Annotated in this window: 26 protein-coding genes and 3 tRNA genes; 1 reads left to right on the top strand and 28 read right to left on the bottom strand. The window is 51.7% G+C overall.

Features of this window, described 5'->3' with window-relative positions; all coding sequences use genetic code 11:
* The 25 genes from rpoC to AB1690_11980 form a co-directional block, all read right to left on the bottom strand.
* Positions 1 to 1,976, bottom strand: a 1,976-nt coding sequence (rpoC, locus tag AB1690_12100; protein ID MEW6016049.1) for a DNA-directed RNA polymerase subunit beta', incomplete at its 3' end; no start/stop codon positions are given.
* Between the two features lie 72 nt (positions 1,977 to 2,048).
* Positions 2,049 to 5,819 carry a DNA-directed RNA polymerase subunit beta gene (rpoB, locus tag AB1690_12095; protein ID MEW6016048.1) on the bottom strand — a complete coding sequence of 1,257 codons (3,771 nt, stop codon included), beginning with the start codon at positions 5,817 to 5,819 and terminating at the stop codon, positions 2,049 to 2,051.
* A gap of 263 nt (positions 5,820 to 6,082) precedes the next feature.
* Positions 6,083 to 6,469: a 50S ribosomal protein L7/L12 gene (rplL, locus tag AB1690_12090; GenBank protein MEW6016047.1), complete on the bottom strand. Its 387-nt coding sequence runs from the start codon at positions 6,467 to 6,469 to the stop codon at positions 6,083 to 6,085.
* A 125-nt stretch (positions 6,470 to 6,594) separates the two neighbouring features.
* A complete protein-coding gene (gene rplJ, locus AB1690_12085) occupies positions 6,595 to 7,113 on the bottom strand; it encodes a 50S ribosomal protein L10 (GenBank protein ID MEW6016046.1) in 519 nt (172 codons plus the stop codon).
* An 11-nt stretch (positions 7,114 to 7,124) separates the two neighbouring features.
* The gene (gene rplA / locus AB1690_12080; GenBank protein ID MEW6016045.1) at positions 7,125 to 7,829 is read right to left on the bottom strand and encodes a 50S ribosomal protein L1; all 705 of its coding nucleotides are present in this window, start codon (positions 7,827 to 7,829) and stop codon (positions 7,125 to 7,127) included.
* 79 nt (positions 7,830 to 7,908) lie between these two features.
* Positions 7,909 to 8,334 carry a 50S ribosomal protein L11 gene (rplK, locus tag AB1690_12075; GenBank protein MEW6016044.1) on the bottom strand — a complete coding sequence of 142 codons (426 nt, stop codon included), beginning with the start codon at positions 8,332 to 8,334 and terminating at the stop codon, positions 7,909 to 7,911.
* Between the two features lie 22 nt (positions 8,335 to 8,356).
* Complete coding sequence (nusG, locus tag AB1690_12070) at positions 8,357 to 8,896, bottom strand: transcription termination/antitermination protein NusG (protein ID MEW6016043.1); 540 nt, start codon at positions 8,894 to 8,896, stop codon at positions 8,357 to 8,359.
* A gap of 13 nt (positions 8,897 to 8,909) precedes the next feature.
* Entirely contained in the window at positions 8,910 to 9,095 is a 186-nt protein-coding gene (gene secE, locus AB1690_12065) for a preprotein translocase subunit SecE (protein ID MEW6016042.1), read from the bottom strand.
* An 18-nt stretch (positions 9,096 to 9,113) separates the two neighbouring features.
* Positions 9,114 to 9,187 (bottom strand) — tRNA-Trp (locus tag AB1690_12060).
* A 17-nt stretch (positions 9,188 to 9,204) separates the two neighbouring features.
* The gene (gene rpmG / locus AB1690_12055) at positions 9,205 to 9,357 is read right to left on the bottom strand and encodes a 50S ribosomal protein L33 (GenBank protein ID MEW6016041.1); all 153 of its coding nucleotides are present in this window, start codon (positions 9,355 to 9,357) and stop codon (positions 9,205 to 9,207) included.
* A 22-nt stretch (positions 9,358 to 9,379) separates the two neighbouring features.
* Complete coding sequence (tuf, locus tag AB1690_12050) at positions 9,380 to 10,585, bottom strand: elongation factor Tu (GenBank protein MEW6016040.1); 1,206 nt, start codon at positions 10,583 to 10,585, stop codon at positions 9,380 to 9,382.
* Between the two features lie 35 nt (positions 10,586 to 10,620).
* Positions 10,621 to 10,693 (bottom strand) — tRNA-Thr (locus tag AB1690_12045).
* A gap of 288 nt (positions 10,694 to 10,981) precedes the next feature.
* A tRNA-Gly gene (locus tag AB1690_12040) sits at positions 10,982 to 11,055 on the bottom strand.
* A gap of 104 nt (positions 11,056 to 11,159) precedes the next feature.
* Positions 11,160 to 11,888, bottom strand: coding sequence for an SIMPL domain-containing protein (locus AB1690_12035; GenBank protein ID MEW6016039.1), 729 nt, complete (start codon positions 11,886 to 11,888; stop codon positions 11,160 to 11,162).
* Positions 11,889 to 11,925: 37 nt separating this feature from the next.
* Positions 11,926 to 12,846, bottom strand: coding sequence for an NAD(+)/NADH kinase (locus AB1690_12030; GenBank protein MEW6016038.1), 921 nt, complete (start codon positions 12,844 to 12,846; stop codon positions 11,926 to 11,928).
* Entirely contained in the window at positions 12,815 to 14,782 is a 1,968-nt protein-coding gene (gene dxs, locus AB1690_12025) for a 1-deoxy-D-xylulose-5-phosphate synthase (protein ID MEW6016037.1), read from the bottom strand. Before dxs ends, AB1690_12030 begins: the two co-directional genes overlap by 32 nt.
* A gap of 2 nt (positions 14,783 to 14,784) precedes the next feature.
* Positions 14,785 to 15,669: a polyprenyl synthetase family protein gene (locus AB1690_12020; GenBank protein MEW6016036.1), complete on the bottom strand. Its 885-nt coding sequence runs from the start codon at positions 15,667 to 15,669 to the stop codon at positions 14,785 to 14,787.
* The gene (xseB, locus tag AB1690_12015; GenBank protein ID MEW6016035.1) at positions 15,659 to 15,931 is read right to left on the bottom strand and encodes an exodeoxyribonuclease VII small subunit; all 273 of its coding nucleotides are present in this window, start codon (positions 15,929 to 15,931) and stop codon (positions 15,659 to 15,661) included. The genes AB1690_12020 and xseB overlap by 11 nt, the downstream gene beginning before the upstream one ends.
* Positions 15,932 to 15,938: 7 nt before the next feature.
* A complete protein-coding gene (gene xseA / locus AB1690_12010) occupies positions 15,939 to 17,144 on the bottom strand; it encodes an exodeoxyribonuclease VII large subunit (protein MEW6016034.1) in 1,206 nt (401 codons plus the stop codon).
* Positions 17,145 to 17,196: 52 nt separating this feature from the next.
* Positions 17,197 to 19,029 carry an excinuclease ABC subunit UvrC gene (uvrC, locus tag AB1690_12005; GenBank protein MEW6016033.1) on the bottom strand — a complete coding sequence of 611 codons (1,833 nt, stop codon included), beginning with the start codon at positions 19,027 to 19,029 and terminating at the stop codon, positions 17,197 to 17,199.
* A 53-nt stretch (positions 19,030 to 19,082) separates the two neighbouring features.
* On the bottom strand, positions 19,083 to 19,631 hold the full coding sequence (locus AB1690_12000; GenBank protein ID MEW6016032.1) for an NlpC/P60 family protein: 549 nt from the start codon (positions 19,629 to 19,631) through the stop codon (positions 19,083 to 19,085).
* The gene (locus AB1690_11995) at positions 19,631 to 20,536 is read right to left on the bottom strand and encodes a UbiA family prenyltransferase (protein MEW6016031.1); all 906 of its coding nucleotides are present in this window, start codon (positions 20,534 to 20,536) and stop codon (positions 19,631 to 19,633) included. Before AB1690_11995 ends, AB1690_12000 begins: the two co-directional genes overlap by 1 nt.
* A gap of 6 nt (positions 20,537 to 20,542) precedes the next feature.
* Entirely contained in the window at positions 20,543 to 21,358 is an 816-nt protein-coding gene (locus AB1690_11990) for a phosphatidate cytidylyltransferase (protein MEW6016030.1), read from the bottom strand.
* A 7-nt stretch (positions 21,359 to 21,365) separates the two neighbouring features.
* Positions 21,366 to 22,106, bottom strand: coding sequence for an isoprenyl transferase (locus AB1690_11985; GenBank protein MEW6016029.1), 741 nt, complete (start codon positions 22,104 to 22,106; stop codon positions 21,366 to 21,368).
* Positions 22,107 to 22,147: 41 nt separating this feature from the next.
* The gene (locus AB1690_11980; GenBank protein ID MEW6016028.1) at positions 22,148 to 22,822 is read right to left on the bottom strand and encodes a hypothetical protein; all 675 of its coding nucleotides are present in this window, start codon (positions 22,820 to 22,822) and stop codon (positions 22,148 to 22,150) included.
* Positions 22,823 to 22,972: 150 nt separating this feature from the next.
* On the opposite strand from AB1690_11980, the gene AB1690_11975 reads away from it, so the two are divergent.
* Positions 22,973 to 23,605 (top strand): hypothetical protein, encoded by a 633-nt coding sequence (locus AB1690_11975; GenBank protein ID MEW6016027.1) that lies wholly within the window; start codon positions 22,973 to 22,975, stop codon positions 23,603 to 23,605.
* On the opposite strand, the gene tgt is transcribed toward AB1690_11975, so the two are convergent.
* The 3 genes from tgt to radA all read right to left on the bottom strand — a co-directional run.
* A complete protein-coding gene (tgt, locus tag AB1690_11970) occupies positions 23,570 to 24,727 on the bottom strand; it encodes a tRNA guanosine(34) transglycosylase Tgt (GenBank protein MEW6016026.1) in 1,158 nt (385 codons plus the stop codon). The genes AB1690_11975 and tgt overlap by 36 nt on opposite strands.
* Positions 24,728 to 24,736: 9 nt before the next feature.
* Positions 24,737 to 25,309 carry a flavin reductase family protein gene (locus tag AB1690_11965; GenBank protein MEW6016025.1) on the bottom strand — a complete coding sequence of 191 codons (573 nt, stop codon included), beginning with the start codon at positions 25,307 to 25,309 and terminating at the stop codon, positions 24,737 to 24,739.
* A 17-nt stretch (positions 25,310 to 25,326) separates the two neighbouring features.
* On the bottom strand, positions 25,327 to 26,608 hold a 1,282-nt coding region (gene radA / locus AB1690_11960), incomplete at its 5' end, for a DNA repair protein RadA (protein ID MEW6016024.1).

Raw genomic sequence — 26,608 nt, 5'->3', positions numbered from 1 at the left:
ATAACGCCGCGCTCATACCGTTTCCTGATTTTGTCAACTTCTTTCTGAGCGTTTTCTATCAAGCGGGCTTTTTCTTCAGGAATTAACATATCCTCGATAGAAACAGTTACTCCCGCCTGGGTGGCATATTCAAAGCCAAGGGCTTTTAACTTATCCAGGAATTCCACCGTCATAGCTGTGCCGACCTGGCGATAGCAGTTAAGGACCAGCTGCTCCAGTTTTCCTTTGGAGGCGACTTCATTGAAGAAGGTCATCCCCTTGGGAATGATACCGTTGAAAATGATTCGTCCCACCGAGGTTTCGGTCAGGTTTCCGTCGATTCGGACTTTTATCCGAGAATGCAAGCCAAGTTCGCCGGCGGCGTGAGCAGCCAGGGCTTCATCGGTGGAGTGGAATATCATCCCCTCCCCTTTCTCGCCGGTGCGAGTCTTGGTGAGATAATAACAGCCGATAACCATATCCTGCGATGGCGTCACCACCGGTCTGCCGGAGGAAGGCAGCAGCAGGTTGTTGGAAGAGAGCATAAGGAGCCGCGCTTCCAGCTGCGCTTCGAACGACAGAGGGACATGCACCGCCATCTGGTCGCCGTCAAAGTCGGCGTTGAAAGCGGCGCAGACCAGGGGGTGGAGCCGTATCGCTTTTCCTTCTACAAGCACCGGATAGAAAGCCTGAATTCCAAGCCGATGCAAAGTAGGGGCACGGTTCAAAAGAATCGGGTGGTCTTCGATAATTTCCTCGAGAATATCCCAGACTTCGGGACGTTCCCGCTCCACCAATTTTTTGGCGGATTTGACGGTCTGGACGTATCCTTTCTCCTCAAGTTTCATAATGATGAAAGGTTTGAAGAGTTCCAGCGCCATATTCTTGGGCAGACCGCACTGATAGATTTTCAGTTCCGGACCGACCACAATCACGGAGCGGCCGGAGTAGTCAACGCGCTTGCCCAGGAGATTCTGGCGGAATCTTCCCTGTTTGCCTTTCAGAAGGTCAGATAGAGATTTCAGGGGGCGCTTGGAATCGCCGCGAACAGAATGAGTGCGGCGACCGTTGTCAAAGAGGGCGTCGACCGCTTCCTGAAGCATTCTCTTTTCATTGCGCAGGATGACATCGGGCGCCTGTATATCGATAAGTTTCTTAAGTCGGTTGTTGCGATTGATTACCCGACGATATAGGTCGTTCAGGTCAGAGGTTGCGAAGCGACCGCCTTCGAGCGGCACCAGTGGACGGAGGTCGGGCGGAATAACCGGGATGACATTCATCACCATCCATTCCGGTCGGTTGCTGGACTGACGAAAGGCTTCCACAATGCGCAGCCGTTTGAGAGCGTCTTTCTGTCTTTGAGCGGATGTCTCCACTTTGACCTGAGCCCGCAGGTCGATGGAAAGCTGCTCGATATCGATCTTCGCCAAAAGTTCTCTGATGGCTTCCGCGCCCATCCGGGCGTCAAACTGCTTGCCGCTTTCGACCAGTTCCTGGTACTCTTCTTCCGTCAGGATATCGCGCTCCTGATATGAGGTATTTCCCGGGTCGATTACGATATACGCTTCGTAGTAGATAATCTTTTCCAGTTCGCGAACGGAGAGGTCGAGCAGATAGCCGATACGAGACGGCAATGACTTTACAAACCAGATATGGGTAACCGGCACCGCCAGCTCTATATGGCCCATTCTTTCGCGACGGACTTTCGACTGCGTAACTTCCACTCCGCAACGGTCACAAACAATGCCCCGAAAGCGGATTCGCTTGTATTTGCCGCAGTTGCACTCCCAGTCTTTCACGGGGCCGAAAATGCGCTCGCAGAAAAGCCCATCCCGCTCCGGTTTAAAAGAACGGTAGTTAATAGTCTCAGGTTTGGTCACCTCTCCGAAGGACCAGGAGAAAATGGTATCGGGCGAAGCAATCTGCACCTGAATGGCAGAAAATTCTGAGGGCTTTTTCTGCAGGGGTTTAGGTATATTTGAGGGTAATGTAGCCACCTCTTACTCCTTTTTCTTATCTGCACTACGACAAAGATTTCCAAATGCCAATTTATACATTTATTCAGAAACCTATTTTTCAACCAACTTCACATCGAGTCCCAGGGACTGCAATTCTTTCACCAGGACGTTGAACGATTCGGGAATGCCCGGCTCCGGCGGATTTTCGCCTTTGACAATCGCCTCGTACACCTTGCTACGCCCGGTGACATCATCCGATTTCACCGTCAGCAGCTCCTGCAGGGCATATGCGGCGCCATAGGCTTCCATCGCCCAGACTTCCATTTCACCGAAACGCTGGCCTCCAAACTGGGCTTTGCCGCCCAGCGGCTGCTGTGTTACCAGACTGTAAGGTCCAATGGAGCGGGCATGAATTTTATCATCAACCAGATGTGACAGTTTCATCATATAAATATTTCCGACCGTGACTTCACTTCCAAAAGGAAGCCCGGTGAAACCGTCATAAAGCACGGTCTTGCCGGATTCGGGGAGACCGGCTTTATGGAGCATTTCCCGTATCTGCTGCTGGGTGGCGCCGTCAAACACCGGCGTGGCAATGCGTATGTTTAGCTTGTCGGCAGCCCAGCCCAGGTGGGTTTCCAGTATTTGTCCGACATTCATACGAGAGGGAACGCCCAGCGGATTCAGAAGGATATCGACCGGGGAACCATCAGCCAGATAGGGCATATCTTCAATCGGCACAATGCGGGAGACGACACCTTTGTTACCGTGGCGTCCGGCCATTTTGTCGCCGACGGCCAGTTTGCGGCGAATGGCGATTTTGACTTTAACCAGCTGCTTCACGCCGGGAGGAAGCTCGGCGCCACGCACCACTTTGTCGATTTCGACATTCATCTCGGAGTCTTTCTGTGCCAGCAGATTAGCCGCCTCATTGAGAACATTGTCAACCTTCTTATTGACCGACGCGGAGTCGCAATACCCTTCGGGAGCGAAGGCGGCGTCAAAATCGAATTCCAGCAGTTCATTGGCGTCGTACTTATGACCGGCCCGTATCAGAACGGAATTGTCGGCCAGGGAGCGGACGGTGTTGCTGGTGTGCCCTTCGAGAAGTTCGCCGATTCGCTGGTTGCGGTGCTTGATAATATTCAACCGCAACTTGCCATAATGTTTCTTAATAGCGGCGATTTCATTTTTCTCGGACTTCTTGGCTTCTTCCGTGCGCTCTTTACGAGAGAAGACTTTGGTGTCGATGACAATACCTTTCATCCCCGGCGGCGCCTTCAAAGAGGCATCTTTGACATCGCCTGCCTTCTCCCCGAAAATTGCCCTCAGAAGTCGTTCCTCAGGAGAGAGCTCGGTTTCGCCTTTGGGGGTTACCTTACCGACCAGAATATCGCCGGCTTCGACCTCGGCGCCGACCCGGACAATGCCCCGCTCGTCGAGATTAAGCAGCGCCTCTTCGGAGACATTGGGTATCTCGCGGGTGATTTCTTCGGAACCGCGTTTGGTGTCGCGCACCTGCAGTTCGAACTCTTCGATATGAATCGAGGTGAATATATCATCGCGGATAAGCCGCTCCGAAACTATAATGGCGTCCTCAAAATTGTACCCGCGCCAGGGCATGAAAGCGACCGTTACATTGTATCCCAGAGCCAATTCTCCGGTTTCGGTTCCGGGACCATCGGCAACCACATCGCCCGCTTCAATGATATCCCCTTCCTTGACAATCGGCCGATAGTTAATGCAGGTATCCTGATTGGAGCGACGGAATTTGGTCAGGGGGTACTCGTCATCTTCAAAGAAACCGAGCTCATCCGATTTTGGTTTGGCAACCGGCTTGATGACGACTTTATCAGCGGAAGCATAGACAACGGTACCGCCGCGGTTGGCGGTCACGGCCGAACCGGAGTCAACGGCGACTTTTTTCTCCATACCGGTGCCGATAATCGGCGCCTGGGTAACCAGCAAGGGCACAGCCTGCCGCTGCATATTACTTCCCATAAGGGCGCGGTTGGCGTCATCATGCTCCAGGAAGGGAATCAATGAAGCCGCCACGGAGACAATTTGCTTGGGCGAGACCTCGACAAAGTCGATTTCTTCGCCTCGGACGATAGGATAATCGGAACGGCTGCGGGCTTTGACAAATTCATTGGCAAAGCGGCCATTCTTGTCGAATTCTTCATCAGCCTGGGCGATGATATAACGGTCTTCCTCATCAGCGGTCAGAAATCTGATATCATCGGTGACTTTTCCTTTCTTCACCACCCGGTAGGGGGTCTCCAGGAAACCGTATTTATTGATTCGGGCAAAAGTTGCCATGGAGGCGATTAGACCGATATTAGGACCTTCCGGTGTTTCAATGGGGCAGATGCGGCCATAATGGGTGTGATGGACGTCGCGCACTTCAAAGCCGGCGCGCTCGCGGGTCAAACCGCCGGGACCCAGCGCCGAGAGACGCCGTTTATGGGTCAGTTCCGAAAGGGGATTGGTCTGGTCCATAAACTGCGACAACTGCGAGGAACCGAAGAAGGTATCGATGACGGCCGAAACGGTGCGAGCGTTTATCAGAAGCTGCGGAGTGACCGGCTCGCCGTCCTTAAGAGAGAGCCTCTCCCTTATAGACTTGGCAACGCGGGACAGTCCCACGGAAAAGAGGTTGGCGAGAAGTTCGCCGACGGTGCGGGCGCGACGGTTGCCGAGATGGTCAATGTCATCGACAAAACCGCGGTCGTTGCGCAGGTCGGTTAGATACTTGATAATAGCCACGAAATCTTTGACGTCAAGAACGGTGGTGGTCAGAGGAATATCCAACCCCAATCTCTGGTTTATCATATAGCGGCCGACCTCGCCCAGGTCATATCGCTTGTTATTAAAGAACAGTTTTTCCAGAAGCGCTTCCGCCATTTCCATGGTGGGGGGTTCCCCGGGGCGAAGGAGGGAGTAGATTTTGGTCAAAGCCTCATCGCGGGTTTTCGTGGCGTCCTTCTTGATGGTATTGATTATGACCAGGGCGTCACGCAGGTTCTCGCGCTCGATGTACTTGAATTTTTTAACACCGATTTCCTTCATCTTCTTGAATTCAGAGTCGGTGATAGTATCGCCGGCCGAGATGAGAATTTCCCCGGTCTCTTTGTTGATAATGGATTCGGCGATAATGAGCCCGACAACGGCATCTTCCCGCTTGCCGGCCAGTTCCATAGTGGAAACTTTATAGAAAGATTTGATTAATTCCTCATCGGTAGGGTATCCGACTGCCCGCAGGAGCGTGGTAACCGGCAGTTTTCGACGGGAATCAATATGGACGTACATTATATCATTGATATCGATAACGAATTCGAGCCAGCTGCCGCGATACGGAATGATCCGGGCGGAATAGATAATTTTTCCGTTGGGATGGGTTTCTTCATCGAAGAATACCCCCGGGGAGCGGTGCAATTGGCTGACAATGACACGCTCAGCGCCATTAATAATAAAAGTCCCCCATTTGGTCAGAAGAGGCAGCTCGCCGAGGTAAACATCCTGCTCGACGGCGCTTTCCATCCGCTTTTCTTCCCCCTCGCCGGCCCGGGTGACCAGGCGCAGAGTGGCTTTTAGCGGCGCCGCATAAGTCATATTGCGGTCGCGGCATTCATCAATTGAATACCGGGGCGTGCCCAGCTGGTAATTTACAAACTCCAGAGAAAAATTCTCATTTATGTCCGTGATCGGAAAGACCTCGCTGAATATCTGCTGAAGTCCCTGGTTGCTTCGTTTTTCGGCCGGAGCATCAGCCTGAAGGAAGATTCTGTATGATTCCAGCTGGATATCCAGCAGGTTGGGCATTTCGGCCGCATCATTGATAGTGCCGTAACTTATCCTTTCGACAGTTCTTTTGCGTGCCAAAATTTCCTCCTCTTCAATTTAAAAAATAAAACGACCCGATGAAGAATTCATCAGCAGGGATGACAAAATAGAAATCTCTCTCACGAAGAGATGAATCACTCATCGGCGACTCTGTTTATTCCTGTTACTTTTTTCTCCAGACATCAAAATGTCTAAGGAGCTTGATATTACAGACCATTCGCCGGACTATAACTCGCCGGGTCACCCCGGCGATAACAATCATTTAACAGCCCTCGGGGTCGATTGTTCCCGAAGGGTATCAGCTACTTAATTTCAATAACGGCGCCGACTTCCTGAAGCTTCTCTGCCGCGGCTTTGGCTTCATCCATCGGAATCCCCTCTTTGACTTTCTTGGGGGCGCCATCAACCAGGTCTTTTGCCTCTTTCAAGCCAAGACCGGTTAGTTCACGAACCACTTTGATGACCTGAATCTTCTTATCGCCGGCTGACGACAGAATCAGGTCAAAAGCGGTCTTTTCTTCAGCAGGAGCGGCGCCGCCGCCGGCCGGTGCCGCCGCGGCCGCCACTGGAGCCATCGGTTTTACGCCAAATTTGTCCTGAATCGCTTTGGAAAGCTCTGCCAGGTCCATCGCCGAAAGAGAGGCAATCTTTTCGACAATGTCATTAATCACTGCATTTTCGGAAGCCACAGTTCTATCCTTTCATTTACTTATTGCTGTTCTATCTATTTCTACCGCGCCGTCAGTTTCAAATCAAACGGAAGGGGCGTTCCGTTTAGAAGCATGACTTGCCTGACCGCAAATAAACCCCGATTTTACGCGCTTTTGGTTTTCGCCAGGGCATCTATCGTTCCCAGAAGCTCCTGAAACATGGCATCAAGTGAGCTGACCAGATTGCTGGCCGGAGCTTCGATGGCCGAAAGAACCATCGAAAGAAGCATCTCTCGCGACGGCAACTCAGCCAGACGAACGATCTCTTTACCGCTGAAAAATTGCTTATCCACGACAAAGGCTTTTATGACCGGCCGTTCCTTCTCTTTAAAGGAGTTGTAAAGGATTTTTGCCGGCACCGAGGGGTCATCAAAGCCGAAAGCCAACGCCGTCTGACCCGCCAGGTGGTTATTAATACTTTCGTGGCCGGTTTCTTTGGCGGCGATTCTTATCAGCGTATTCTTGGCGACCAAGTATTTGATCCGGTTTTCCCGAAGATTCTTTCGCAACCGGGTAATATCCTCGACATTGAACCCGGCATAATCGGTCACGAATACGGATTTCGAGTCCTGCAAGAGCTGCTTCATCTCGGTTACAGATTCCATTTTGTCCGGTTTAGGCATATTCACTCCAATCATTTCTTCATGTCTGCGACCAGAGACTGATAGTCGAGCTTAATGCCGATTCCCATGGTCGATGAAACAGATAACGCTTTAAGATATTGCCCCTTGGCTGAGGCCGGTTTGGCGCGCATAAGGGCGTCAACAAAAGTCTTGATATTTTCGGCGATAGCCTCTTCGGAAAAAGAGACTTTTCCCACGGCGGCGGCGACATTTGCCTGACGGTCCACCCGGTATTCAATTCTACCGGCTTTCAGTTCGCGCACGGTTCGCCCGATGTCCAGGGTAACCGTGCCGGCTTTTGGATTCGGCATCAAGCCCCGCGTGCCTAATATTTTCCCCAGCTTACCGATTACCTTCATCATATCCGGGGTAGCGACGGCGACATCAAAATCGAGCCAACCGCCCTGGATTTTTGCCACCAGGTCATCGGAGCCGACATAATCAGCGCCCGCTTCTTTCGCTTCGGTTTCTTTCTCCCCCACGGCAAAAACCAGCACGCGGACTTTCTTTCCGGTGCCGTGCGGGAGAGCCACGGTGCCGCGAACCAACTGGTCGGCATGCTTGGGGTCAACGCCCAGACGCGCCGCAACCTCGATTGATTCATCGAATTTGGTGTGGCTATTCTCCTTGAGAATCTTAACAGCCTCCTGAAGCGGATACTGTTTGGTGGGGTCGACTTTCTCCCGGAGAGATTTGTAACGTTTTGAATGCTTCATATACTCCTATTCTCCCTCCTTCGGTTTCTGGAACCGACGAGGTCTTAACGAACCTGCCTTTGGGGCAGTATTATAAAACTCAACCTTCTACTTCAATACCCATGGAGCGGGCGGTGCCGGCCACCATGGACATGGCAGTCTCGAGGGTGGCGGCGTTTAAATCCACCATTTTCAGCTGGGCGATTTCGCGCACCTGCTGCAGGGAAACTTTTCCGACTTTATTACGGTTCGGCTCGCCCGAGCCCTTCTGCAGTCCGGCCGCTTTCACCAAAAGCACCGATGCCGGCGGGGTCTTGGTCACGAAACTGAATGATTTGTCGGTATATACAGTAATAACCACGGGAGTGGTAATGCCGCCCAGATGCTGAGTCTGCGCATTGAAGGCTTTGCAGAACTCCATAATATTAACCCCGTGCTGACCGAGAGCGGGACCGACCGGGGGCGCCGGATTGGCGTTACCTGCCGGTATCTGCAACTTTATTACGGTTTGTACTTTCTTAGCCAATTTACTATCTCCAGAATAACTGTTATTTCTGCTTGACCGATTCCACCTGAAGGTAATCGAGCTCCACGGGCGTAGGACGACCAAAAATAGAGACCATAACTTTAATTTTTTTCCGCTCCATATTGATTTCGCTGACAAATCCGGAGAAATCGGCAAAGGGGCCATCGATAACTTTCACGGCATCGCCCGCCTGATACGGCACATCAGATACCTCGGCGGTGCGGGAGCGATCAATCTGGCCGATAATCCGCTCCACCTCATCTTCTTTGAGGGGATGCGGCTTACCGGCGGCGCCGACAAAGTTGGTGACGCTGGGTGTCGATACCACCAGATTCTGGGTCTCCCGATTCAATTCCATCTCGACCAGAATATAACTGGGGAGGAATTTCTTGGTAGATGTGGACCGCTTGCCCTGTTTCATCTCCGTTACCTGTTCGGTCGGAATGAGAATGCGGCCGAACATCTCTTTTAATCCGGAGTTTTCCACGGCAGACTCAAGATATCTCTTTGCCTTCTGCTCATGTCCGGAATAGGTATGAACCACATACCAGCGCAAAGCCATAGATTCAGTTTCCTTATCCAAAAATCGCTTTCGTCGCCAGCGTCAGGAGACGGTCAACAATGCCAATGAACACCGAAATTATTACCGTCACCACTATCGTAACTATGGTGGAACCGATAAGTTCCTGGCGGGTGGGCCAGGTTACTTTGGTCAACTCCGCCCGAACTTCCTTGAAGAACCTGACAATCTTCTCTAACATCGTTTACCTTCATTTCAGCAGGCCAGGAGGGATTCGAACCCCCAGCTTCCGGTTTTGGAGACCGGCGCTCTAGCCGTTGGAGCTACTGGCCTGAAATTTATATATGTCCCTACCTCGTCTCTTTGTGCATGGTATGCTTGTTGCAGAAAGGGCAGTATTTTTTGTATTCGACCCGTTCCGGATGCGTTCTTTTATTTTTGGTCAAATTGTAATTGCGTCTTTTGCAATCGTTGCAGGACAAGGTAATCTGTTCTCTTGGCATATTAATAGACTCGCTTCAAAAATTACTCAATAATTTCGGTGACGACGCCGGCGCCGACAGTGCGTCCGCCCTCGCGAACCGCAAACCGCAACTCCTTCTCCATCGCGATCGGCGTGATTAACTCCACATCCATCTGGATGTTGTCCCCAGGCATCACCATCTCGACACCCGACGGCAACTGGATCGAACCCGTTACATCCGTCGTCCGAAAATAAAACTGCGGACGATATCCATTGAAAAACGGCGTGTGACGACCCCCCTCTTCCTTACTCAATACATATACCTCCGCCTTAAACTTCCGATGCGGCGTGATCGAACCGGGCTTCGCCAAAACCATCCCCCGCTCCAACTCCTCCTTGTCGATACCGCGCAACAACAAACCCACATTGTCACCAGCCTCACCCGTGTCCATAATCTTACGAAACATCTCAACCCCCGTGCATACCGTCTTGCGCGTCTCCTTTATCCCCACCCGCTCCAACTCGTCACCTATCTTCACCACCCCGCGCTCAATTCGACCCGTCCCTACCGTCCCACGACCCGTTATCGAAAAAACATCCTCAACCGGCATCAAAAACGGCTTGTCCTTCTCCCGCTTCGGCTCCGGTATGTAATCATCCAAGGCCTTCAATAAATCATATATACACTTAAAACTGGGATCATCCTTTACCTCCGAATTCGCCCCCGCCATCATCGCCTGCAAAGCGCTCCCACGAATCACCGGTATCTCATCCCCAGGAAACTGATACTTCGTCAGTAAATCCCGTACCTCCAACTCCACCAAATCCAATAACTCCGGATCATCTACCATATCTACCTTGTTCATAAATACCACGATATACGGAACCCCCACCTGACGAGCCAATAAAATATGCTCCCGCGTCTGCGGCATCGGACCATCCGACGCGCTCACCACCAATACCGCCCCATCCATCTGGGCCGCACCCGTAATCATGTTCTTTACATAATCGGCATGTCCCGGACAGTCAACATGAGCATAATGACGCTTCTCCGTCTCATACTCCACATGCGCCGTCGCGATCGTTATCCCCCGCTCCCGCTCCTCCGGAGCATTGTCAATCGAATCAAACGTCCGAACACTCGACAAACCCCGACGACTCAAAACCATCGTCATCGCCGCCGTCAACGTCGTCTTACCATGATCCACATGACCAATCGTACCTACATTAACATGCGGCTTCGTCCGTACAAATTTCTCCTTCGCCATAGGTGCGAACACCCTCCAAAAAAAATATTTTCACAAGCCCAAGACCAGGATTGAACTGGTGACCTCGTCCTTACCAAGGACGTGCTCTACCAACTGAGCTACTTGGGCCTTAGATTTCCTTTTTAACAAAAAAAGGCGTACCTCGCCAAATAAGCGAGCCCTAAATATATATCCCCCAACAACCCTGTCAAGAATTATTTTCGCCCGCTTTGGCATCTGACAGTTCTCCCATTAGATACAGGATGGGGAGAATCCCTCACCCGTGAAATCGCCTAACTCCATATATGTCGTCAAGTTATGCGCAAACTTGAGCGGCTTGCTCAAAAAATGTACAATTTTCTTTGGAGAGCGAATCAGTGATGCCCCGGGCAAATAGACAATTAAGCCCATAAAAAAAGCGGGAGACGGGGCTCGAACCCGCGACCAACAGCTTGGAAGGCTGTGACTCTAGCCAACTGAGTTACTCCCGCGGTGGCAAATTTACACCGGAATTTTAGTGGCATATCCGGTAGAGCGGGCGCAAATTTACATTATTAGCGCCGGCTTGGCAAGCGATTTTTCGGTCTGGAGACCTCTACTCTATCAGGAAACTTGCCTGAACAGTGCAAACAATCTCCTTTTCTATAGAGGTTACGTCATTGACGCCGTAATCGGAAACTTCCTGAGAGTTGCGAGGGCGAATCTGAAAAACGCCGACGCGCGCCGAGGTTGGGGCGCCGATTTTCCTTCCGGTTGATTCCGCCAACTCCCGGGCGCGGAGCTGGGCATTTTCTGTCGCCGCTTTAATCATTTCGATTTTGACTTCATCTGTCTTGGTACAGATAAAGCGAGGAGTCTGGGAAACGAACTCGACCCCTTTTTCTATTAGGGAAGCGGCATTAACAGATAACGATTTAATCCTCTCGATATCTGAAGACTGGACTTTGATGGTACTGACCAGGTAGTAGGTGACGGCCCCCGTTTCCCTATCCTGGTATCGATTCATCTGCACGGCGCCAATATCATAATCTTTTTCGCCAAATCCGGCGTTCGCCATAAAGGCGCGCGTTTCCGAAAGACCCTTTTCGATTTTGGCATAGGCATTTTCAAGAGCTGCTGCCGAGGACTGAATCTTTCCTTCCCATAGCGCAAAATCAGATGTTATCGGTTTTGACGCTGCGCCGGTGACAGAGATGGTGCGGCCAAATCCTTTGACCGTGACTAATGCCGATTTTGCGACAAAGGCGCAGACAATAAGCGCAATCCCAAGCATCAATGCCGCCGCAATTGTCTCACCGCCGCCCGGTCGTTTCTCTGTGTTCATAGTTCTCCCCTTTCTTTTGAGCCCGGTTAAAACGGAGTTATTCTTTAAAATCGGTTTTCCGATAATCGACCACCGGCAGTTTGCCCCAATGGAGTTTGCGCCGGAGTATATCATAAAAGGAGTTCTCTTTAAAGCGGACCAGTTTGGCAAAATGTTCGGCGCGGGTGATTCTGACAGTGCCGGTGGGGCTGAATTCACTGGCTACTTGCCCGTCGATGGTCAACATGGCGTTGCCATGCTCGGAGCGAAGGCGGATTTCCAGCGCGACATCGGGAGGAAACACCAGAGGACGGCTGGTCAGGGAAAAGGGGGAAATAGGCGATACGATTATCGCCCTCATGGTTGGACTTAGAATAGGTCCGCCCACGGCGAGAGAATAGGCGGTGGAGCCGGTCGGAGTGGAAATAATAAGCCCATCCCCGGTATAAGACGAAATATATTCACCATCAGCATAAAGGCTGAGATTGATGACGCGGCTGATATTCCCTTTATCGATGACGACATCGTTTAAGGCATAGGGGCTCTGCGGCTGGTTGTCGTTGATGACCTCGGTCTTGAGAACCATCCGGTCCTCAATTTTATAGTCGCCGCGGGCAATGCGGTCGAGCGCTTCGGACATCCGGTCGGCGGTAATCTGAGTCAAGAACCCGAGCGAGCCGAGATTGATTCCCAGAATCGGAAGGGAATTATGTCCCAGGGTTCTGACGGAGGCAAGGATGGTGCCATCGCCCCCCATGGAAATAATAATATCGGCGCAGCGGGAAAGTTCGCTGCGAGGACAGGTGTCAACATTTATTTTGATATCGCCGGCGATGTCATCACAGAGGCAGACTTCATGCTTGTTTTTGAGGCACCAATTGATGGCGGCGACAACGGTGTCGTTGGCATCGGGGCGCTGCAAATTGGCGATTATGGCGAAGCGCATATTATTTGAAGAGATGTTTTTGTTGCACGCCATTGCCCGCGGCGCGGGCCGGAAGCTCGGCGGCTGCGCCTTTGCGGAAAGTTATCTTTTGCAGGAAGGTCCGCCGCGGCGACTGGAATTTTCGAACAAATTCAGCCACGGCGTCGGCTGTGAGTCCGATATCTTCCAGCAAAATTTTCCTATTGCCGTGGTGGATGAACTCGTCCGGAATGGCGAATGACTCAAAGCGACCCCGGAAACCGCGCGTCGCCAGATAGCCGCCGACCGCCTGACCGAGCCCGCCGCCGGCAGCCGCCTCTTCAACCGTAATAATATTGCGGTATGTATCGAGGCAGTATTCAAGGGTATCATAATCGAGCGGTTTGACAAACCGGGCATTGATGATTGCCAGTTCCTTTTCCTCCTTGAGTATTTCGGCGACCTCACGGGCAATGGTTACCATGGTGCCATACGCAATTAAGACCGTATCGCCGGAGGTTTGGATTTTTTCCCATCGCCCCCACTCAATATCTTCAATGATATTTGTCATCGGTTTAGGCACGGATGCGCGAGGGTAGCGAATGGCGCAGGGTCCCTCAAGATTCCTCTTTAAGGCCAAGAAAAGCATGGAGCGGAATTCATCACCATCTTTAGGCGCCATGATGGTCATCTTTGGCACGGCTGAGAGGTAGGCGATATCGAAGCATCCATGGTGAGTGGGGCCATCCTCGCCGACCAGACCGGCGCGGTCGATGCAAAAGACGACCGGAAGTTTCTGCAGGGCGATATCATGAATGACCTGGTCGTAGGCTCTCTGGAGGAAGGTAGAATATATGGCGACAAACGGTCGGGAGCCGCTGGCGGCAAGGCCGGCGGCAAAACAGCTGGCGTGGGCTTCGGCGATGCCGACATCATAGAACCGCTCCGGGAATTTTTCGGCGAATTTGGAAAGCCCGGTCCCGGAGGTCATGGCGGCGGTGACGGCTATTACTCTTTTGTCAGCCGCTGCCAGTTCCAGCATGGTCTCGCCGAAGACAGTGGTGTACTGCGGGAGTCCGGCTGTTGGATTGGCCTTGCCGGTAATCTTGTCGAAGGCGCCTACTCCATGATATTTCATCGCATCGGCCTCGGCCGGCGGGTATCCTTTCCCTTTGACAGTGGCGATATGAAGCATTTTGGGACCGGAGAGGTCTTTAATCTGATTGATAGTCTTGATAAGAAGGGGCAGGTCATGACCGTCAATCGGTCCAAAATATCTGAAACCGAGTTTGTCAAAGAGATATCCCGGCACAAAGAGCCCTTTTATGGAATCTTCCAAGTTGGAAACAATAGTACGGATTTTGTCGCGCCGTTTGAATTTCCCGGTCAGTTCCCAGACTTCATTGCGGAGTTTATTGAATCTCTGGTCTGCCATGATGTTGGTCAAGTATTTCGAGATCGCCCCGACGTTTTTGGAGATAGACATATTATTGTCGTTGAGAATTACCAGGAGGTTCTTTTTGGAGGCTCCGGCATTATTGAGCCCCTCGTATGCGAGTCCTCCGGTCAGGGCGCCATCACCGACCACCGCCACAACCTGATAATTCTCCCCCAGATTATCGCGGGAGGCAGCAAATCCGAGAGCCGCGGAGATAGCGGTCGAGGCATGTCCGGCGCCAAAGGGGTCGGCGGGGGATTCTTCGCGCTTGGGAAAACCGGCTAAGCCGTTATACTGACGAAGCGTTCTGAGTCGGTCCCGGCGGCCGGTCAGCATTTTGTGCACGTAGCATTGATGCCCTACATCCCAGATAATCTTGTCTTCGGGAATCTTGAAGCAATGGTGCAAAGCCAGGGTCAGTTCGACCGCGCCCAGATTGGAAGCGAGATGTCCGCCCGTCTCCGCCACTACGGAGATAATCTCCTGGCGAATTTCTTCCGCCAGTTCAACCAGGGTTGTCTCATCGAGTTGACTGATATCCGAAGAATCTTTGATTTTATCCAAGAGACCCATTTTCAACTTTCTCTCTGTCCTATGTAACGGGCAATGAAGGCAAAGTGATTGTCTTTAAGCGGTAATTCTTCGCTTATGGCGATGGCCTCGTCAATCAGCCGGTCGGCATCAAGGCGGGCTTTTTCCATCCCCACCGTTCCCGGATAGGTCGCTTTCTTATTCTTACAATCGCTGCCGATATTCTTTCCCAATTTTCTCTGGTCGCCTTCGACGTCCAGGATATCATCAATAATCTGAAAAGCGAGTCCGACTCTTTCGCCATATTGTGTCAGTTTCACCAGTGATTCTTCACTTATACCTGCGAGAATGCCGCCAATGCGGAGCGAGCCGCGTATGAGAGAACCGGTCTTGTGGGTATGAATGTAACTTATCTGCTCGAAGGAGATATCTTTGCCCTCGGCTTCGACATCAGCCATCTGTCCTCCCAGCATGCCGAAGGTGCCAATCGCTTCCGCCAGCTCACTTACCACCCGCGGATTTCCGGTCTGGGCAAGAAGCTGGAAGGCGAGGTCATGCAGGGCGTCACCGGCAAGTACGGCGGTGGCCTCATCAAATTTGCGATGCAAAGTCGGCATTCCCCGGCGGAGGTCATCATCATCCATACAGGGGAGGTCATCATGTATCAAAGAATAGGTATGAACGAACTCTATGGCGCAGGCGGCGGGATTGATAATCTCTTCGTTGCGACCGCCAAAAGACTCATATGCCATCAATGCCAGAATGGGGCGAATCCTCTTGCCGCCGGCAAGAACGGAATACCGGAGCGCCTGATGGAGTTTCTGCGGATACAGTTTTTCGGAGGGCAGATAATGGTCAAGCAGTTGGTCAATCCGGCGCCGTTTCTGCTCCAGATAATCCATGCCTATGGAAGCCGGCTCAGTCTTCATTATCATCACCGGTCGAGTTTCCCGGGGAGGGCTCGGTCTCAAAGGAGACTTCGGTCAGAGAATTGTCTATCTTTTTCAGAGCCACAATTTTCTTTTCGGCTTCGGCCAGTTTGCCGGTGCAGAAGGCGGCGATTTCCATCCCTTCGGTATAAAGGGCAATCGCTTCCTCCAGGGTGGAATCGCCCGATTCCAGCTTAGCGGTAATCTCCTCAAGACGGGAGAGAGCGGTTTCAAAGTCCTTGAATTTTTTTCTGGAAGTCATAAGAGAGTCACTTGATTTCTTTTATCTGAGCCACCGCGGAGCCATCCTTCAATACTGTCTCGACCAGCCCATCAATTTTCAATCCCTCTATAGATTTCACCGGAATTCCTGACGGCACATTCTTTATTACGGCGTACCCCCGACTCAGAATTGCCAGCGGTGACAGCGATTCCAGCCGGGACAGAAGCAAAGATAAACGATTTTTCTCTTTTTCCAACAGTAATTTTCCCGCTCCTTCCAGATGTTTGCGGAGGAAATCGAGCGATTGTTCTTTTTCTCTAATCATACTTTCCGGGCGGACAAAAACGGGGCGGCTAATCAGCTGGGCGAGTCGTTCCCGTCGGGATAAAGTCATTTCCGATAAAAGACGCCGCAGGGCAATCAGGCTATCGGTCAGGAAGCGGAGGAATTCTTTCTTATCCCAAATGACCAGCTCCGCCGCGGCGGAAGGAGTCGGCGCCCGCAGGTCGGCGACCAGGTCGGAGAGGGTGATATCGATTTCATGCCCTACGGCGGAGACGACCGGCTTTTTTGATGCGGCAATGGCTCGCACCAGCGATTCATCATTAAACGCCCAGAGGTCTTCCAGGGAACCGCCGCCGCGGCCGACGATGACGATGTCAATATCGTCGCGGCTGTTGAAATATTCGATTCCGGCAATGAGGGTCTGCGGCGCGCCCTCGCCCTGAACCTGAGCCGGATAAATAACCAGCTGAACGGCATCATTGCGGCGCCGGGCGATTTGGATAATATCGCGGATGGCGGCGCCGGTCGGCGAGGTCACGATTCCCACTTTCAGCGGATATTCCGGCAGCGGTTTTTTGCGGGAGGGCTCAAAGAGTCCTTCCTTCTGCAATCTTTCGTATAATTGCCGGAATGCCACCTCCAGTTCACCGACACCGACAGGGACTATTTTTCGGGCATTGAGCTGATAGGAACCGCCTTTTTCATAGACGGTAATGTCGCCGAAGACACGGACTTTCATGCCGTCTTCCGGCTCGAATTTCAGATACTGTCCGGCTGACCGCCAGATAGTTACTTTGAGAGCGGCGTTCTCGTCTTTCAATGAAAGATAGCGATGCCCTGAAGAATGATGCAGATAATTGGAGATTTCCCCTTCCACCCAGATTGAGGGGAAGGTTTCCTCGAGAGTGTATCTTATCGCCCGCGTGATGGCGGTGACGGTGAAAATCTTTTCTTCGGTTGAGGGCATAAATTCAAATTTATATCTTTTAGTTTACAAGACAATCCTGAAATTGTGCCGGTCAATTGGCGGCGGGGTGATATGTCCGATGAATTTTCTCCGCCAGCCCTTTTGGCAGCCCTTTGACGGCGAGAAGGTCGGTCAGAGAGGCATCTTTGATACCTTTGACGGAGCCGAACTGCTTGAGAAGCAGGTCTCTTCGTTTCGGTCCGATTCCTTCCAGGGCATCGAGAGCCGATTTAATGGTCCGCCGCGAGCGAACGTGGCGGTTGTATTCAACGGCAAAGCGATGCGCCTCATCGCGAAGGCGCTTGAGAAGCGCCAGCCCGGGAGAAGATTTCGGGATGGTCAAAGGCTCAGAATTGCCCGGCAGATAGACCTCCTCCAGCCGCTTTGCCAGCCCCAGAATCTGCTGGTGGGTGAAACCGAGCGACGCCAGTTCTTTGAGGACGGAATTCAGTTGCCCTTTGCCGCCATCAACGACCAGCAGGTCCGGCGGTTCTTTCTTCTCCTGTTTCAGACGATAGAAATATCGCCCCACTACTTCCCGCATCATGGCGAAGTCATCCTGCCCTTTGATTTCCTTTATTTTGAAATGACGGTATTCCGACTTGCGAGGTTTGCCGTTATCGAAATAGACCAGGGAGCCGACGGCATCAGTGGCGCCGGTGTTGGAGATATCGACACAGGCAATGGTGCGGGGGGAGTGCTCCATACGCAGGTCGCTTTTCAAGGCTTGCACCGCGCCGGAGAGCCGCTCTTTGAACGCCTTCTTTTGAATAAGGAGCTCATCCAGAAGGAGCCGCGCGTTTGCCGCCGCCATATCGACCAGACGAAGTTTCTCTCCTTTCAGAGGAGTATGCACGGTCACTTTTTTCTCTCTCACTTCGGAGAGCCAGCGGGCTATTAAAGGGGCGTCGGGAATCGTCAGCGGGAGATAGATATTGTCGGGAAGATTCGGTTGATTGTTATAGTACTGACGAACGAAGCTGGAGAGAACCTCCTCATCGGTTTCTTCCGCTTCTGACGCCAGCTGAAAGTCCTGGCGGCCTATAAGAATCCCCTCCCTTATCTGAAGAACCACCGCAACCGTATCGGAGGCTTCGCGGGCAAAGGCGATAATGTCACGGTCAATGACCACTCCGGCGTCGACTTTCTGCTTCTGGCGGACCGATTCCAGCGCCGTAATCTGGTCGCGGACTCTCCCCGCTTCCTCGAATTTCATTCGGCGCGAATGCGATTCCATCTGTCTTTTCAATTCTGAAATGAGAGTCTCGCTTTTCCCGGAGAGATACATAAGCACCGATTCCACCTGCTGGCGATACTCCTTTTCGGTCTGTAATCCTTCACAGGGACCGCCGCAGCGACCTATATGATAATCAAGGCAGACTTTCTGGAGCTTTCCTGAAGGATGCGGGATGGTAAGATTACAGGAACGAATCCGGAAAAGATTGCTGAGAAATTTGATAGTCTTACGCATTCCTTTGGCGCTGGTAAAAGGTCCAAAATAGCGGGCTCCGTCCTTTGCCAGCCTCCGCACTACCAGAATTCGCGGAAAAGGCTCATTGACCGTCACTTTGATATATGGAAAATGCTTGTCATCCTTGAGATTTACGTTGTAGCGGGGTTTGTGCTCTTTGACCAGATTCGCTTCCAATATCATCGCCTCGATTTCCGAATCGGTCACAAGCAGGTCAAAATCATCAATGACCGAGACCAAGCGGGCTGTTTTCGTGTCGTGCCGCTGTCCCGCTTGAAAATAAGTCCGCACCCGGTTGCGCAGACTTTTCGCCTTGCCGATATAGATGATTTTTCGCTCCTTATCACGAAAGAGATAAACCCCGGGAGCGTCGGGCAGATTCTTGAGTTTAAGATTTAAATTATCGTCTTTCATATTCTTTTTACGCTGAAAGCAAGTCGGGCGGCAACTTCCCCATGCCCCGCAAATCAGTAGAGAATTCTTCTCGCCCCGGCATATCGCCGTCGCCAGTACTCATCATCAAAGCGGGAAATCATAATGCCGGTCGATTCCGAGGCATGAATGAATTCGCCGTAATCTATAAAAATTCCGACATGCGAGATCTGCCGGCCGTCGATTTTGAAAAAGACCAGGTCGCCAAATTGCAGTCTGTCCCGATTGACACTGCGACCGGTTCGAAACTGCTCTTCGGAAGAACGGGGCAATTCGGTGCCGTTAAATTTGCGAAAGACTTCCATCGTGAATCGGCTGCAGTCGAGTCCCCGGTCATGGCGTGTCGCCGGTTTGTAGGGCCGCCCCAGATACCATTGAATTACTCGCCCCAGCTCAATCAAATCGGCGGAACGGAGGGATGGCATCCGATTTTTTTCGCGCCATTGCCGGTAGGAATCTTCCTCTGTTACGACGGTAGTGTCGGCCGATTCCCGGGGTGGCAGCTCCCCGACCCGATAGCGAGGATTGGGGCGGCAGGATGCCGCGACAATTATGAGCGCAAGTAACAGCAGGAGCGGTTTCATCAAATCAACCTCGGATAGCTTATTCCAAATCTCTTCTTATAATATAACCGGCTGGCTGCCATCAAGACAAGAATGAAAACCAGATAACCAGGGAAATACCATCCGGCAAGGACGCTGACAAGCAGGACAGGGAACTTGCAACTAAAGAGGAGAAAGGCGCGATTTCGGAATATCAGCGTCATCAGGTAGAGCGCCAGGGCGGCCAACGTAACGACCGCCAGCGGATAGATTTCAAAGGCGAACATCAATCCAGCGGCGAGCGTCACCAAAGCGGAAGAAATTGCCAGAAGGGCACTGTCGCTCATGAACTGGGCGGCGGTCTGCTTGCGAGCGGCGGCGTCACCGGGCCGGTCTGGTATTATGGTTAATAGGAATGTCGCCCCGACGACCAGACTGAAATAGACAGCCAGAGCGATTAGGCGCGACTTAGCGGTGATAATGTCATAAGTGAGCGAAAGTGGCAGAGCCAAACCGTAACCGACCATATTTGCCAGGAGACCGGCGACCGGTCGGTCTTTGAAACGAAGCGGCGGCGCCGAATAGAAGAAACCAAATACAAAGACAATTCCGACCAGGAGCGCGAAAACTGCCTCGACAAATAGTGAAATGATAAAAGCCAGGATTGAGACGGAAAGGTAAGCGGCAATTATCTCCCGATGGCTGATGAATCCCTTTTGCAGAAAGCCGAGTTTCCGGTTAATCAAGTCGGTCTGGTAATCGAAATATTGATTGATATAATAGATGCCAGCGGTCATTAAGGAGACGGAGATAAGTTTCGCGAATGCGCTTGGAGGCAGTGGTTCTCCGGGAGAGATTGTATGATATGTCAAAAGGAAGATGGACCAGACCGGCAGGAGAAGCATCGGACGGGCGGCGAAGATGAAGTCAATGACCTTCATCGCCATCCCCAACTATCCATAGATAAGATATTTTAGAATCAGATAAAGCGCCGGGGCGGCAAAGAGGAGCGAATCAAAACGGTCGAGTATCCCGCCATGACCGGGAATGATGCCGGATGAATCTTTGATGCCCAGAGAGCGTTTCCAGATAGATTCCACCAGATCGCCCAGCTGCCCGACAAACGATATGATAACACCGGTGAAGAGAAGCAGCACCATTATGATATCGGAGAGTCTCCAGAACCCAAGAATCATTCCTACTATGAGCCCTCCAAACAGACCGCCGAGGAATCCTTCGACCGTCTTGCCGGGGGATATATGGGGCGCCAATTTCCTATGTCCCATACTCTTGCCGACCCACATGGCGATGGTATCGGACAGCCAGATGGTGCCGAATAGAAAGAGAAGCCAGTCTCCCCCTTTGGGCGGCATTATATAATGAAGGTGATAAACGAAAGGATAGAGAAAACCGATATAAGCGACTCCCCAGGTGAGCGTGGTCAGTCGCGCGAAGAGATTCAGGGGACGGTCACTTTCGGCGGCGCTTATCATGCCGGCGGTCAGAAAGAATATGACAAAGAGAGTCAATGACGCCGTGATAGAAGCCAGCATGGAAACCGTTACCATTCCGGCGGTAGAGACCAGAGCCACCCAGAAAAGAGCGCTGGAGGGCTTAAAGCGGCTGTTTATCAGGAACTCAATAATACCAATGGTTGAGAGAAGCAACACCAGCCCCATAAGCCATCCGCCCCCCAGATAACCAATAGCAATAATTAAGGGTCCGAAGATAACAGCAACGATGATACGGGTGATAAGATTGGCGCTCATACTGGTTTCAGATTTTCCCGAATCGTCTTTCGCGTCCCTGATAGTCAATGATAGCCGCAAAAAGCTCCTTGCGGCCAAAATCGGGCCAGAGGACATCGGTTATATATAGTTCCGTATAGCTGGTTTGCCAGAGAAGAAAATTTGACAGGCGCTTTTCTCCGGAAGTCCGGACGAGCAGGTCGGGGTCGGGAAGTCCGGCCGTGTACAAATAATTGGCGAAAAGTTCTTCATTAATATCGATAGGATTTATAAGTCCCGATTTGACCGAAGAGGCAATCGCTTTAACGGCGTCTATGATTTCGGAACGTCCGCCATAGTTGAGGGCAAGATTCAGCACCATGCCGGTATTCTTTTTGGTCTTGGCGGTAGCCACCGCCAGCACCCGCCTGCGGGTGGGCGATAAACCTTCAATTCGCCCCGTAGTTATCAGGCGGACATTGTTGCGATTTAACTCATCTACTTCTCTTTTGGTGGTGCGGGTCAAAAGTCGCATAATGGCAGTGACTTCTTCTCTCGGTCTTTTCCAGTTTTCGACGGAGAAAGTATAGAGAGTTAAATATTTGACTCCGACTTCGGCAGCCGCCTTGACGACTTCCCGCACCGCCTCCACGCCGGCTTCATGCCCGGCTGTTCGGGGAAGATTCCGCTTTTTCGCCCAGCGTCCGTTGCCGTCCATAATAATGGCGATATGGAGAGGTACAGATTTGGGGTCAATCTTGCTTCTCAGATTGTCGGCGTCGCTCGACATACACTCCATTATAGATGGCAACCTGTTGCGGGGCAAGAAAATTATCTTGTGCCTCGACGGTAATCATAAAATTCATAAATAATCTTATAATAGAAATTCTGAATCAGTCCTTCCCGGGCAGCGTTTATCTGCATCCGGTCGAGCACCTGGAAATTTTCAAAAGCTCCGAATTTAAACACCTCCGAATATCTCTGGTATCCTTTCTTCTCATAGTAATATAACACCAGATGAGAAAGACGATAGCTGTTCCGCTCGAAAGTCATCAGCCCGCTGGGCAGTTGCATCCTTTTTTCTATTGCCGGCTCAAAACCGATTGCCAGTGTTCCGGCGCCGGTGTCGTTGGGGTAGAAGTTGTATTGGTATTCCACACCTCGGGGGTATTCGAAATCGAAGATTTCAGGCGGAGTATTAGTTGCTTCAGCAGTTGAATCGACGATTTCAATTGCGGTAACAGAATCTCCGGCAAAAGTCAGCCGGAAGCCGGCAGTATCGGCGCTGACAAACGCCCCCCGAGAGTCAAGATGAACATAAATGGAGCGAACGGACACCTCGAAGTCGGTATTGGCTCGGAATATATAAGTGTCGCGGTGCGTTGAATCGACCTTCTGCAAATAATAATCATATACGGCGGTGTCGTTCTGAGCCGTCGCCTCCTGCGGCGCGGCAAGCCCTAGCAGGCATACAATCGAAAATATCGGGTGGCGCAGGTTCGGCATATCTCCCATGGGTCATTTTTCAATGGCTATTCCATTATACATAAATTGAGCCGCAATTTGAAGCAGATATTGGGCGCAGCAATTGTGTTGACCGACAAATATTGAAATATAGGATAGAATCTTTTTGAGAAAAAGGCGGGATTAGATATATTGTCGGGCATGAATGCGATGCTTTTGACCATGATACTTCTGTCGCCGATAGTCTCAAAGAATCCGGTAGAGCAGGATACATTGGCGACTTTCAATATTCATATTGCGGCGGGGGTGCGAACCGCCAATGATATTGTCAAGTCGGCTCCAGAATTCGGCGCCAAAATAGAGTATCTGCTGGTCCACCCTCTGGTGCTGCGGACATCGGTCGATTATGGTTTTTCCTCGGTCAAGAACAGCCGCTATCCGCTGGGTGACCGGCGCTCTTTTGATATCGCCGCTGAGGCTTTTATTTACCGGGGAAGAAAAAAAATAACCGCCTATCTGGGGGCAGGGGCAGTTTACTCGGTCAACAGTTTCAAAGCCGAAGGCAGATATATGGATACCATATTCACGGTGACGGATACCATTGTCCGCAGTATATCGAGAATTGAGATAGAGGACAAATACGGGTACCGCTTTATGCTTGGCATCCGTATTCAGGAAAAGTATTCTTTTGAGCTGGGGTATCAGGAAATCCGCCCCAACTTTCTTTTGTACAGCCCTCAGGATAATGACCGGTATAATATCTTTTATCGACCGAGCAAACTCTCTACCTTAAGAATTACCCTGGGATATATTTTCTCCCCTTAGATATCTATCAAGGAAGCGGCTACTAAAGGCGCTGAAGGAGCCGTTTTCAATGCTGGCGCGGATATCTCTCATCAATTTTTGATAGAAATAAGTTGAATGATAGCTGGCGAGAATCAGGGCGGTGATTTCGCGCTGGTTGTAAAGATGACGGATATAGGCACGACTGTATCGTCGGCATACTTTGCAGTCGCAGTTGGGGTCAAGGGGGCGCTCATCATCAGCGCAATCGGCGTTCCTGAAGACCAGGGGACCCTCGGATGTAAAAACCATTCCGGTGCGGGCGTTGCGGGTCGGCAGAACGCAATCAAACATATCGATTCCATAAGAAACCGCGGTCAGGATATCCTCGGGGTAGCCGACCCCCATAAGATAGCGAGGTTTGTCCCCCGGAAGATATTCAATCGTCAGCGGCAGCATCTCTTCCCGCTCCTCTTTTGATTCGCCGACCGCTAATCCTCCGATGGCGTACCCGGGAAAATCGAGTGAGACAATCTGCTCCGCCGAAAGTTTTCGCAATGATTCATAAACAGAGCCCTGGACAATGCCAAAGAGCGATGATTTGACCTCCACCAAGTTGCATAACTCCAGATAACGACAAAGACCCCGCTTTGCCCAGGAATATGTTCGGTGCACTCCGCTTTCGGCTGTCCTGATATCGGTGGGATAGGGCACACACTGGTCAAAGGACATCATAATATCGGCTCCCAGAGCCATCTGGATATCGATGACCTTTTCGGGCGTGAAACGATGCTCGGAGCCATCAAGGTGGGAGCGAAAGGTGACCCCGTCATCATCAATTATGGATAGTTCCTGTAAGGAGAAGATCTGGTAACCTCCGGAATCAGTCAGAGTCGGTCTGTTCCAGCTATTGAATCTCGCCAGTCCGCCTATCTGTTGAATCAGTTTTTCGCCGGGACGCAGGTAGAGGTGATAAGTGTTGCCGAGAATGATTTCCGCCCTACACTCTTCGAGGTCATCAGATGTGAGGGCTTTGACGGCGCCGGAAGTGCCAACCGGCATAAATGCCGGAGTGTTGAATTCTCCATGAGTCGTGACCGCTTTTCCCCGCCGGGCAGAATGGTCGCGGGCGGTTATCTCAAATGAAAAGGGATGCGATGACATTGCCGTCAGTTATTTCTTGCCCGCGAGCTGTCCGTACTTGCCCATCATTTTCGTGTACCCTCCGCGATATTCGCGCGCTCCCGGGCAATAAGCGAGCGGTTTTATTTTATCTATATCGAGGCGGCCATCAGAGGTCAATTTGTCTTCATCAATGTGCACCGCCACGATTTCGGCTATGAACATCTCATGCGTCCCCAATATCAGGCTCTGGCGGGTGACGCATTCCAGATTGAGAGGGCATTCGGCGATGAGCGGCGCTTTGACTTTTCGGGCCGGAATTGCGGTCAGACCCGTCTCTTTAAATTTATCGTGCTCACGGCCTGAACGGTTACCGCAGAAGTCGACCTCGCGAAGATTATCCTCGGAGGTCACATTGACCACAAACTCCCCCGCTTTTTTCACAATGGCATGGGAAAATCGTTTGGGCTGAATTGAAATCGACAGCATCGGCGGCTCGGAATTGACAATCCCTATCCAGGAGATAGTGATAATATTGGCATGGTAGCCGTCCGCCTGACAGGACACCAGCGCCGCCGGAAGCGGCAGTAGAATCGTTTGTGGTTTAAGTTCTATCTTCCCCATACTCTTTCCTTCAATGGTTACAACAATATTTCGAGCGCCTGCTCCAGGGTGGCGACGCCAATAACCTCTATCTCTCCGGAAATCTGCCCGCGCCGATTGGCTTCCGGAAGAAGAATTCTCTGAAATCCGAGTTTGGCGGTTTCCATTGCCCGTTGCTCCGGCATAGTTATGGGACGCACTTCTCCGGAGAGGCCTATCTCCCCCGCCACGGCAAGTTTGGAATCAAGCGGAATATCGCGAAGTGAAGAGACAATTGCCGCTACCACCGCCAAATCTATTGCCGGCTCGCTCAGTTTCAGACCGCCGGCAATCGAGACAAAAACGTCATTGCTGCCCATCGGCATACCGGCGCGCTTTTCCAGTATCGCCAGCAAGAGCGACAGTCGCTTATTATCAATGCCGCCGGCGACACGCTGGGGAGTTCCGTACGATGCCGACGCCACCAGCGCCTGAATCTCGACCAGTATTGGGCGGTTTCCTTCGCATGATGCCGCGACGATGGCGCCGCTTCTCTGAATCGCCCCAAAATCGGACAAGAACAGAGATGACGGGTTGTCCACTTCACGCAGCCCCCCGGGGGTCATTTCAAAAACCCCCAATTCAAAGGTGGAGCCATACCGGTTTTTAGAAGGTCGCAGCAGTCGATAGAGATGCTGGCTGTCTCCCTCAAAATGAATGACAGCGTCAACCATATGCTCCAGAAGTTTTGGTCCGGCGACCAGCCCCTCTTTGGTGACATGACCGATTAAGAAGAGCGAAATCCCTTCCTTCTTCGCAATCTCAATCAGACGTCCGGCCGATTCGCGAATCTGCCCGATAGTCCCCGGAGGGGATTCAAATAGAGAACTGGAGACGGTCTGGATGGAATCTATCACCACAATGTGGGATTCATTCTGAGTGATGACGGAAATGATATCTTCGAGATTATTCTGATTGATGAAACCGATATTCTTTCCCCGCACGGCAAGCCGCTCCGCCCGCTTTTTCAACTGTCCCAGCGATTCCTCGCCGGTGATATATAAAATATTGCATTCGTTCTCGGAATAAGCTTCTGCCGCTTGGAGAATTAAAGTCGATTTGCCGATTCCCGGTTCACCGGCAAGAAGGACGGCGCTTCCCGGAAGCAATCCTCCCCCCAGCACCCGGTCGAACTCGGCCAGCCCGGTTTTGTACCCCCCGGCAAAGTCAACTTTGATTTCATCGAGAGAGGCCGGCTTGTCGGAAGAGGCGCGCGCCCTTTTGCCTGAGGACTTAATGATTTTTTCTTCGGTCAGGCTGTTCCATTCGCCGCACTCTTTG

Source organism: Candidatus Zixiibacteriota bacterium, assembly GCA_040753495.1.
In the GTDB taxonomy this organism is placed as follows: Bacteria; Zixibacteria; MSB-5A5; order GN15; family PGXB01; genus DYGG01.
Note: the sequence above shows the minus strand (reverse complement) of the source record. Positions and strands in the feature narration are given on the sequence as shown.

Coding starts and splice junctions, on each gene's coding strand:
- rplJ (MEW6016046.1), bottom strand. CDS start 7,113: ATGCCTAAACCGGACAAAATGGAATCTGTAACCGAGATGAAGCAGCTC.
- rplA (MEW6016045.1), bottom strand. CDS start 7,829: ATGAAGCATTCAAAACGTTACAAATCTCTCCGGGAGAAAGTCGACCCC.
- nusG (MEW6016043.1), bottom strand. CDS start 8,896: ATGGCTTTGCGCTGGTATGTGGTTCATACCTATTCCGGACATGAGCAG.
- secE (MEW6016042.1), bottom strand. CDS start 9,095: ATGTTAGAGAAGATTGTCAGGTTCTTCAAGGAAGTTCGGGCGGAGTTG.
- rpmG (MEW6016041.1), bottom strand. CDS start 9,357: ATGCCAAGAGAACAGATTACCTTGTCCTGCAACGATTGCAAAAGACGC.
- tuf (MEW6016040.1), bottom strand. CDS start 10,585: ATGGCGAAGGAGAAATTTGTACGGACGAAGCCGCATGTTAATGTAGGT.
- AB1690_12035 (MEW6016039.1), bottom strand. CDS start 11,888: ATGAACACAGAGAAACGACCGGGCGGCGGTGAGACAATTGCGGCGGCA.
- AB1690_12030 (MEW6016038.1), bottom strand. CDS start 12,846: ATGGCGTGCAACAAAAACATCTCTTCAAATAATATGCGCTTCGCCATA.
- dxs (MEW6016037.1), bottom strand. CDS start 14,782: ATGGGTCTCTTGGATAAAATCAAAGATTCTTCGGATATCAGTCAACTC.
- AB1690_12020 (MEW6016036.1), bottom strand. CDS start 15,669: ATGAAGACTGAGCCGGCTTCCATAGGCATGGATTATCTGGAGCAGAAA.
- xseB (MEW6016035.1), bottom strand. CDS start 15,931: ATGACTTCCAGAAAAAAATTCAAGGACTTTGAAACCGCTCTCTCCCGT.
- xseA (MEW6016034.1), bottom strand. CDS start 17,144: ATGCCCTCAACCGAAGAAAAGATTTTCACCGTCACCGCCATCACGCGG.
- uvrC (MEW6016033.1), bottom strand. CDS start 19,029: ATGAAAGACGATAATTTAAATCTTAAACTCAAGAATCTGCCCGACGCT.
- AB1690_12000 (MEW6016032.1), bottom strand. CDS start 19,631: ATGAAACCGCTCCTGCTGTTACTTGCGCTCATAATTGTCGCGGCATCC.
- AB1690_11995 (MEW6016031.1), bottom strand. CDS start 20,536: ATGGCGATGAAGGTCATTGACTTCATCTTCGCCGCCCGTCCGATGCTT.
- AB1690_11990 (MEW6016030.1), bottom strand. CDS start 21,358: ATGAGCGCCAATCTTATCACCCGTATCATCGTTGCTGTTATCTTCGGA.
- AB1690_11985 (MEW6016029.1), bottom strand. CDS start 22,106: ATGTCGAGCGACGCCGACAATCTGAGAAGCAAGATTGACCCCAAATCT.
- AB1690_11980 (MEW6016028.1), bottom strand. CDS start 22,822: ATGCCGAACCTGCGCCACCCGATATTTTCGATTGTATGCCTGCTAGGG.
- tgt (MEW6016026.1), bottom strand. CDS start 24,727: ATGTCATCGCATCCCTTTTCATTTGAGATAACCGCCCGCGACCATTCT.
- AB1690_11965 (MEW6016025.1), bottom strand. CDS start 25,309: ATGGGGAAGATAGAACTTAAACCACAAACGATTCTACTGCCGCTTCCG.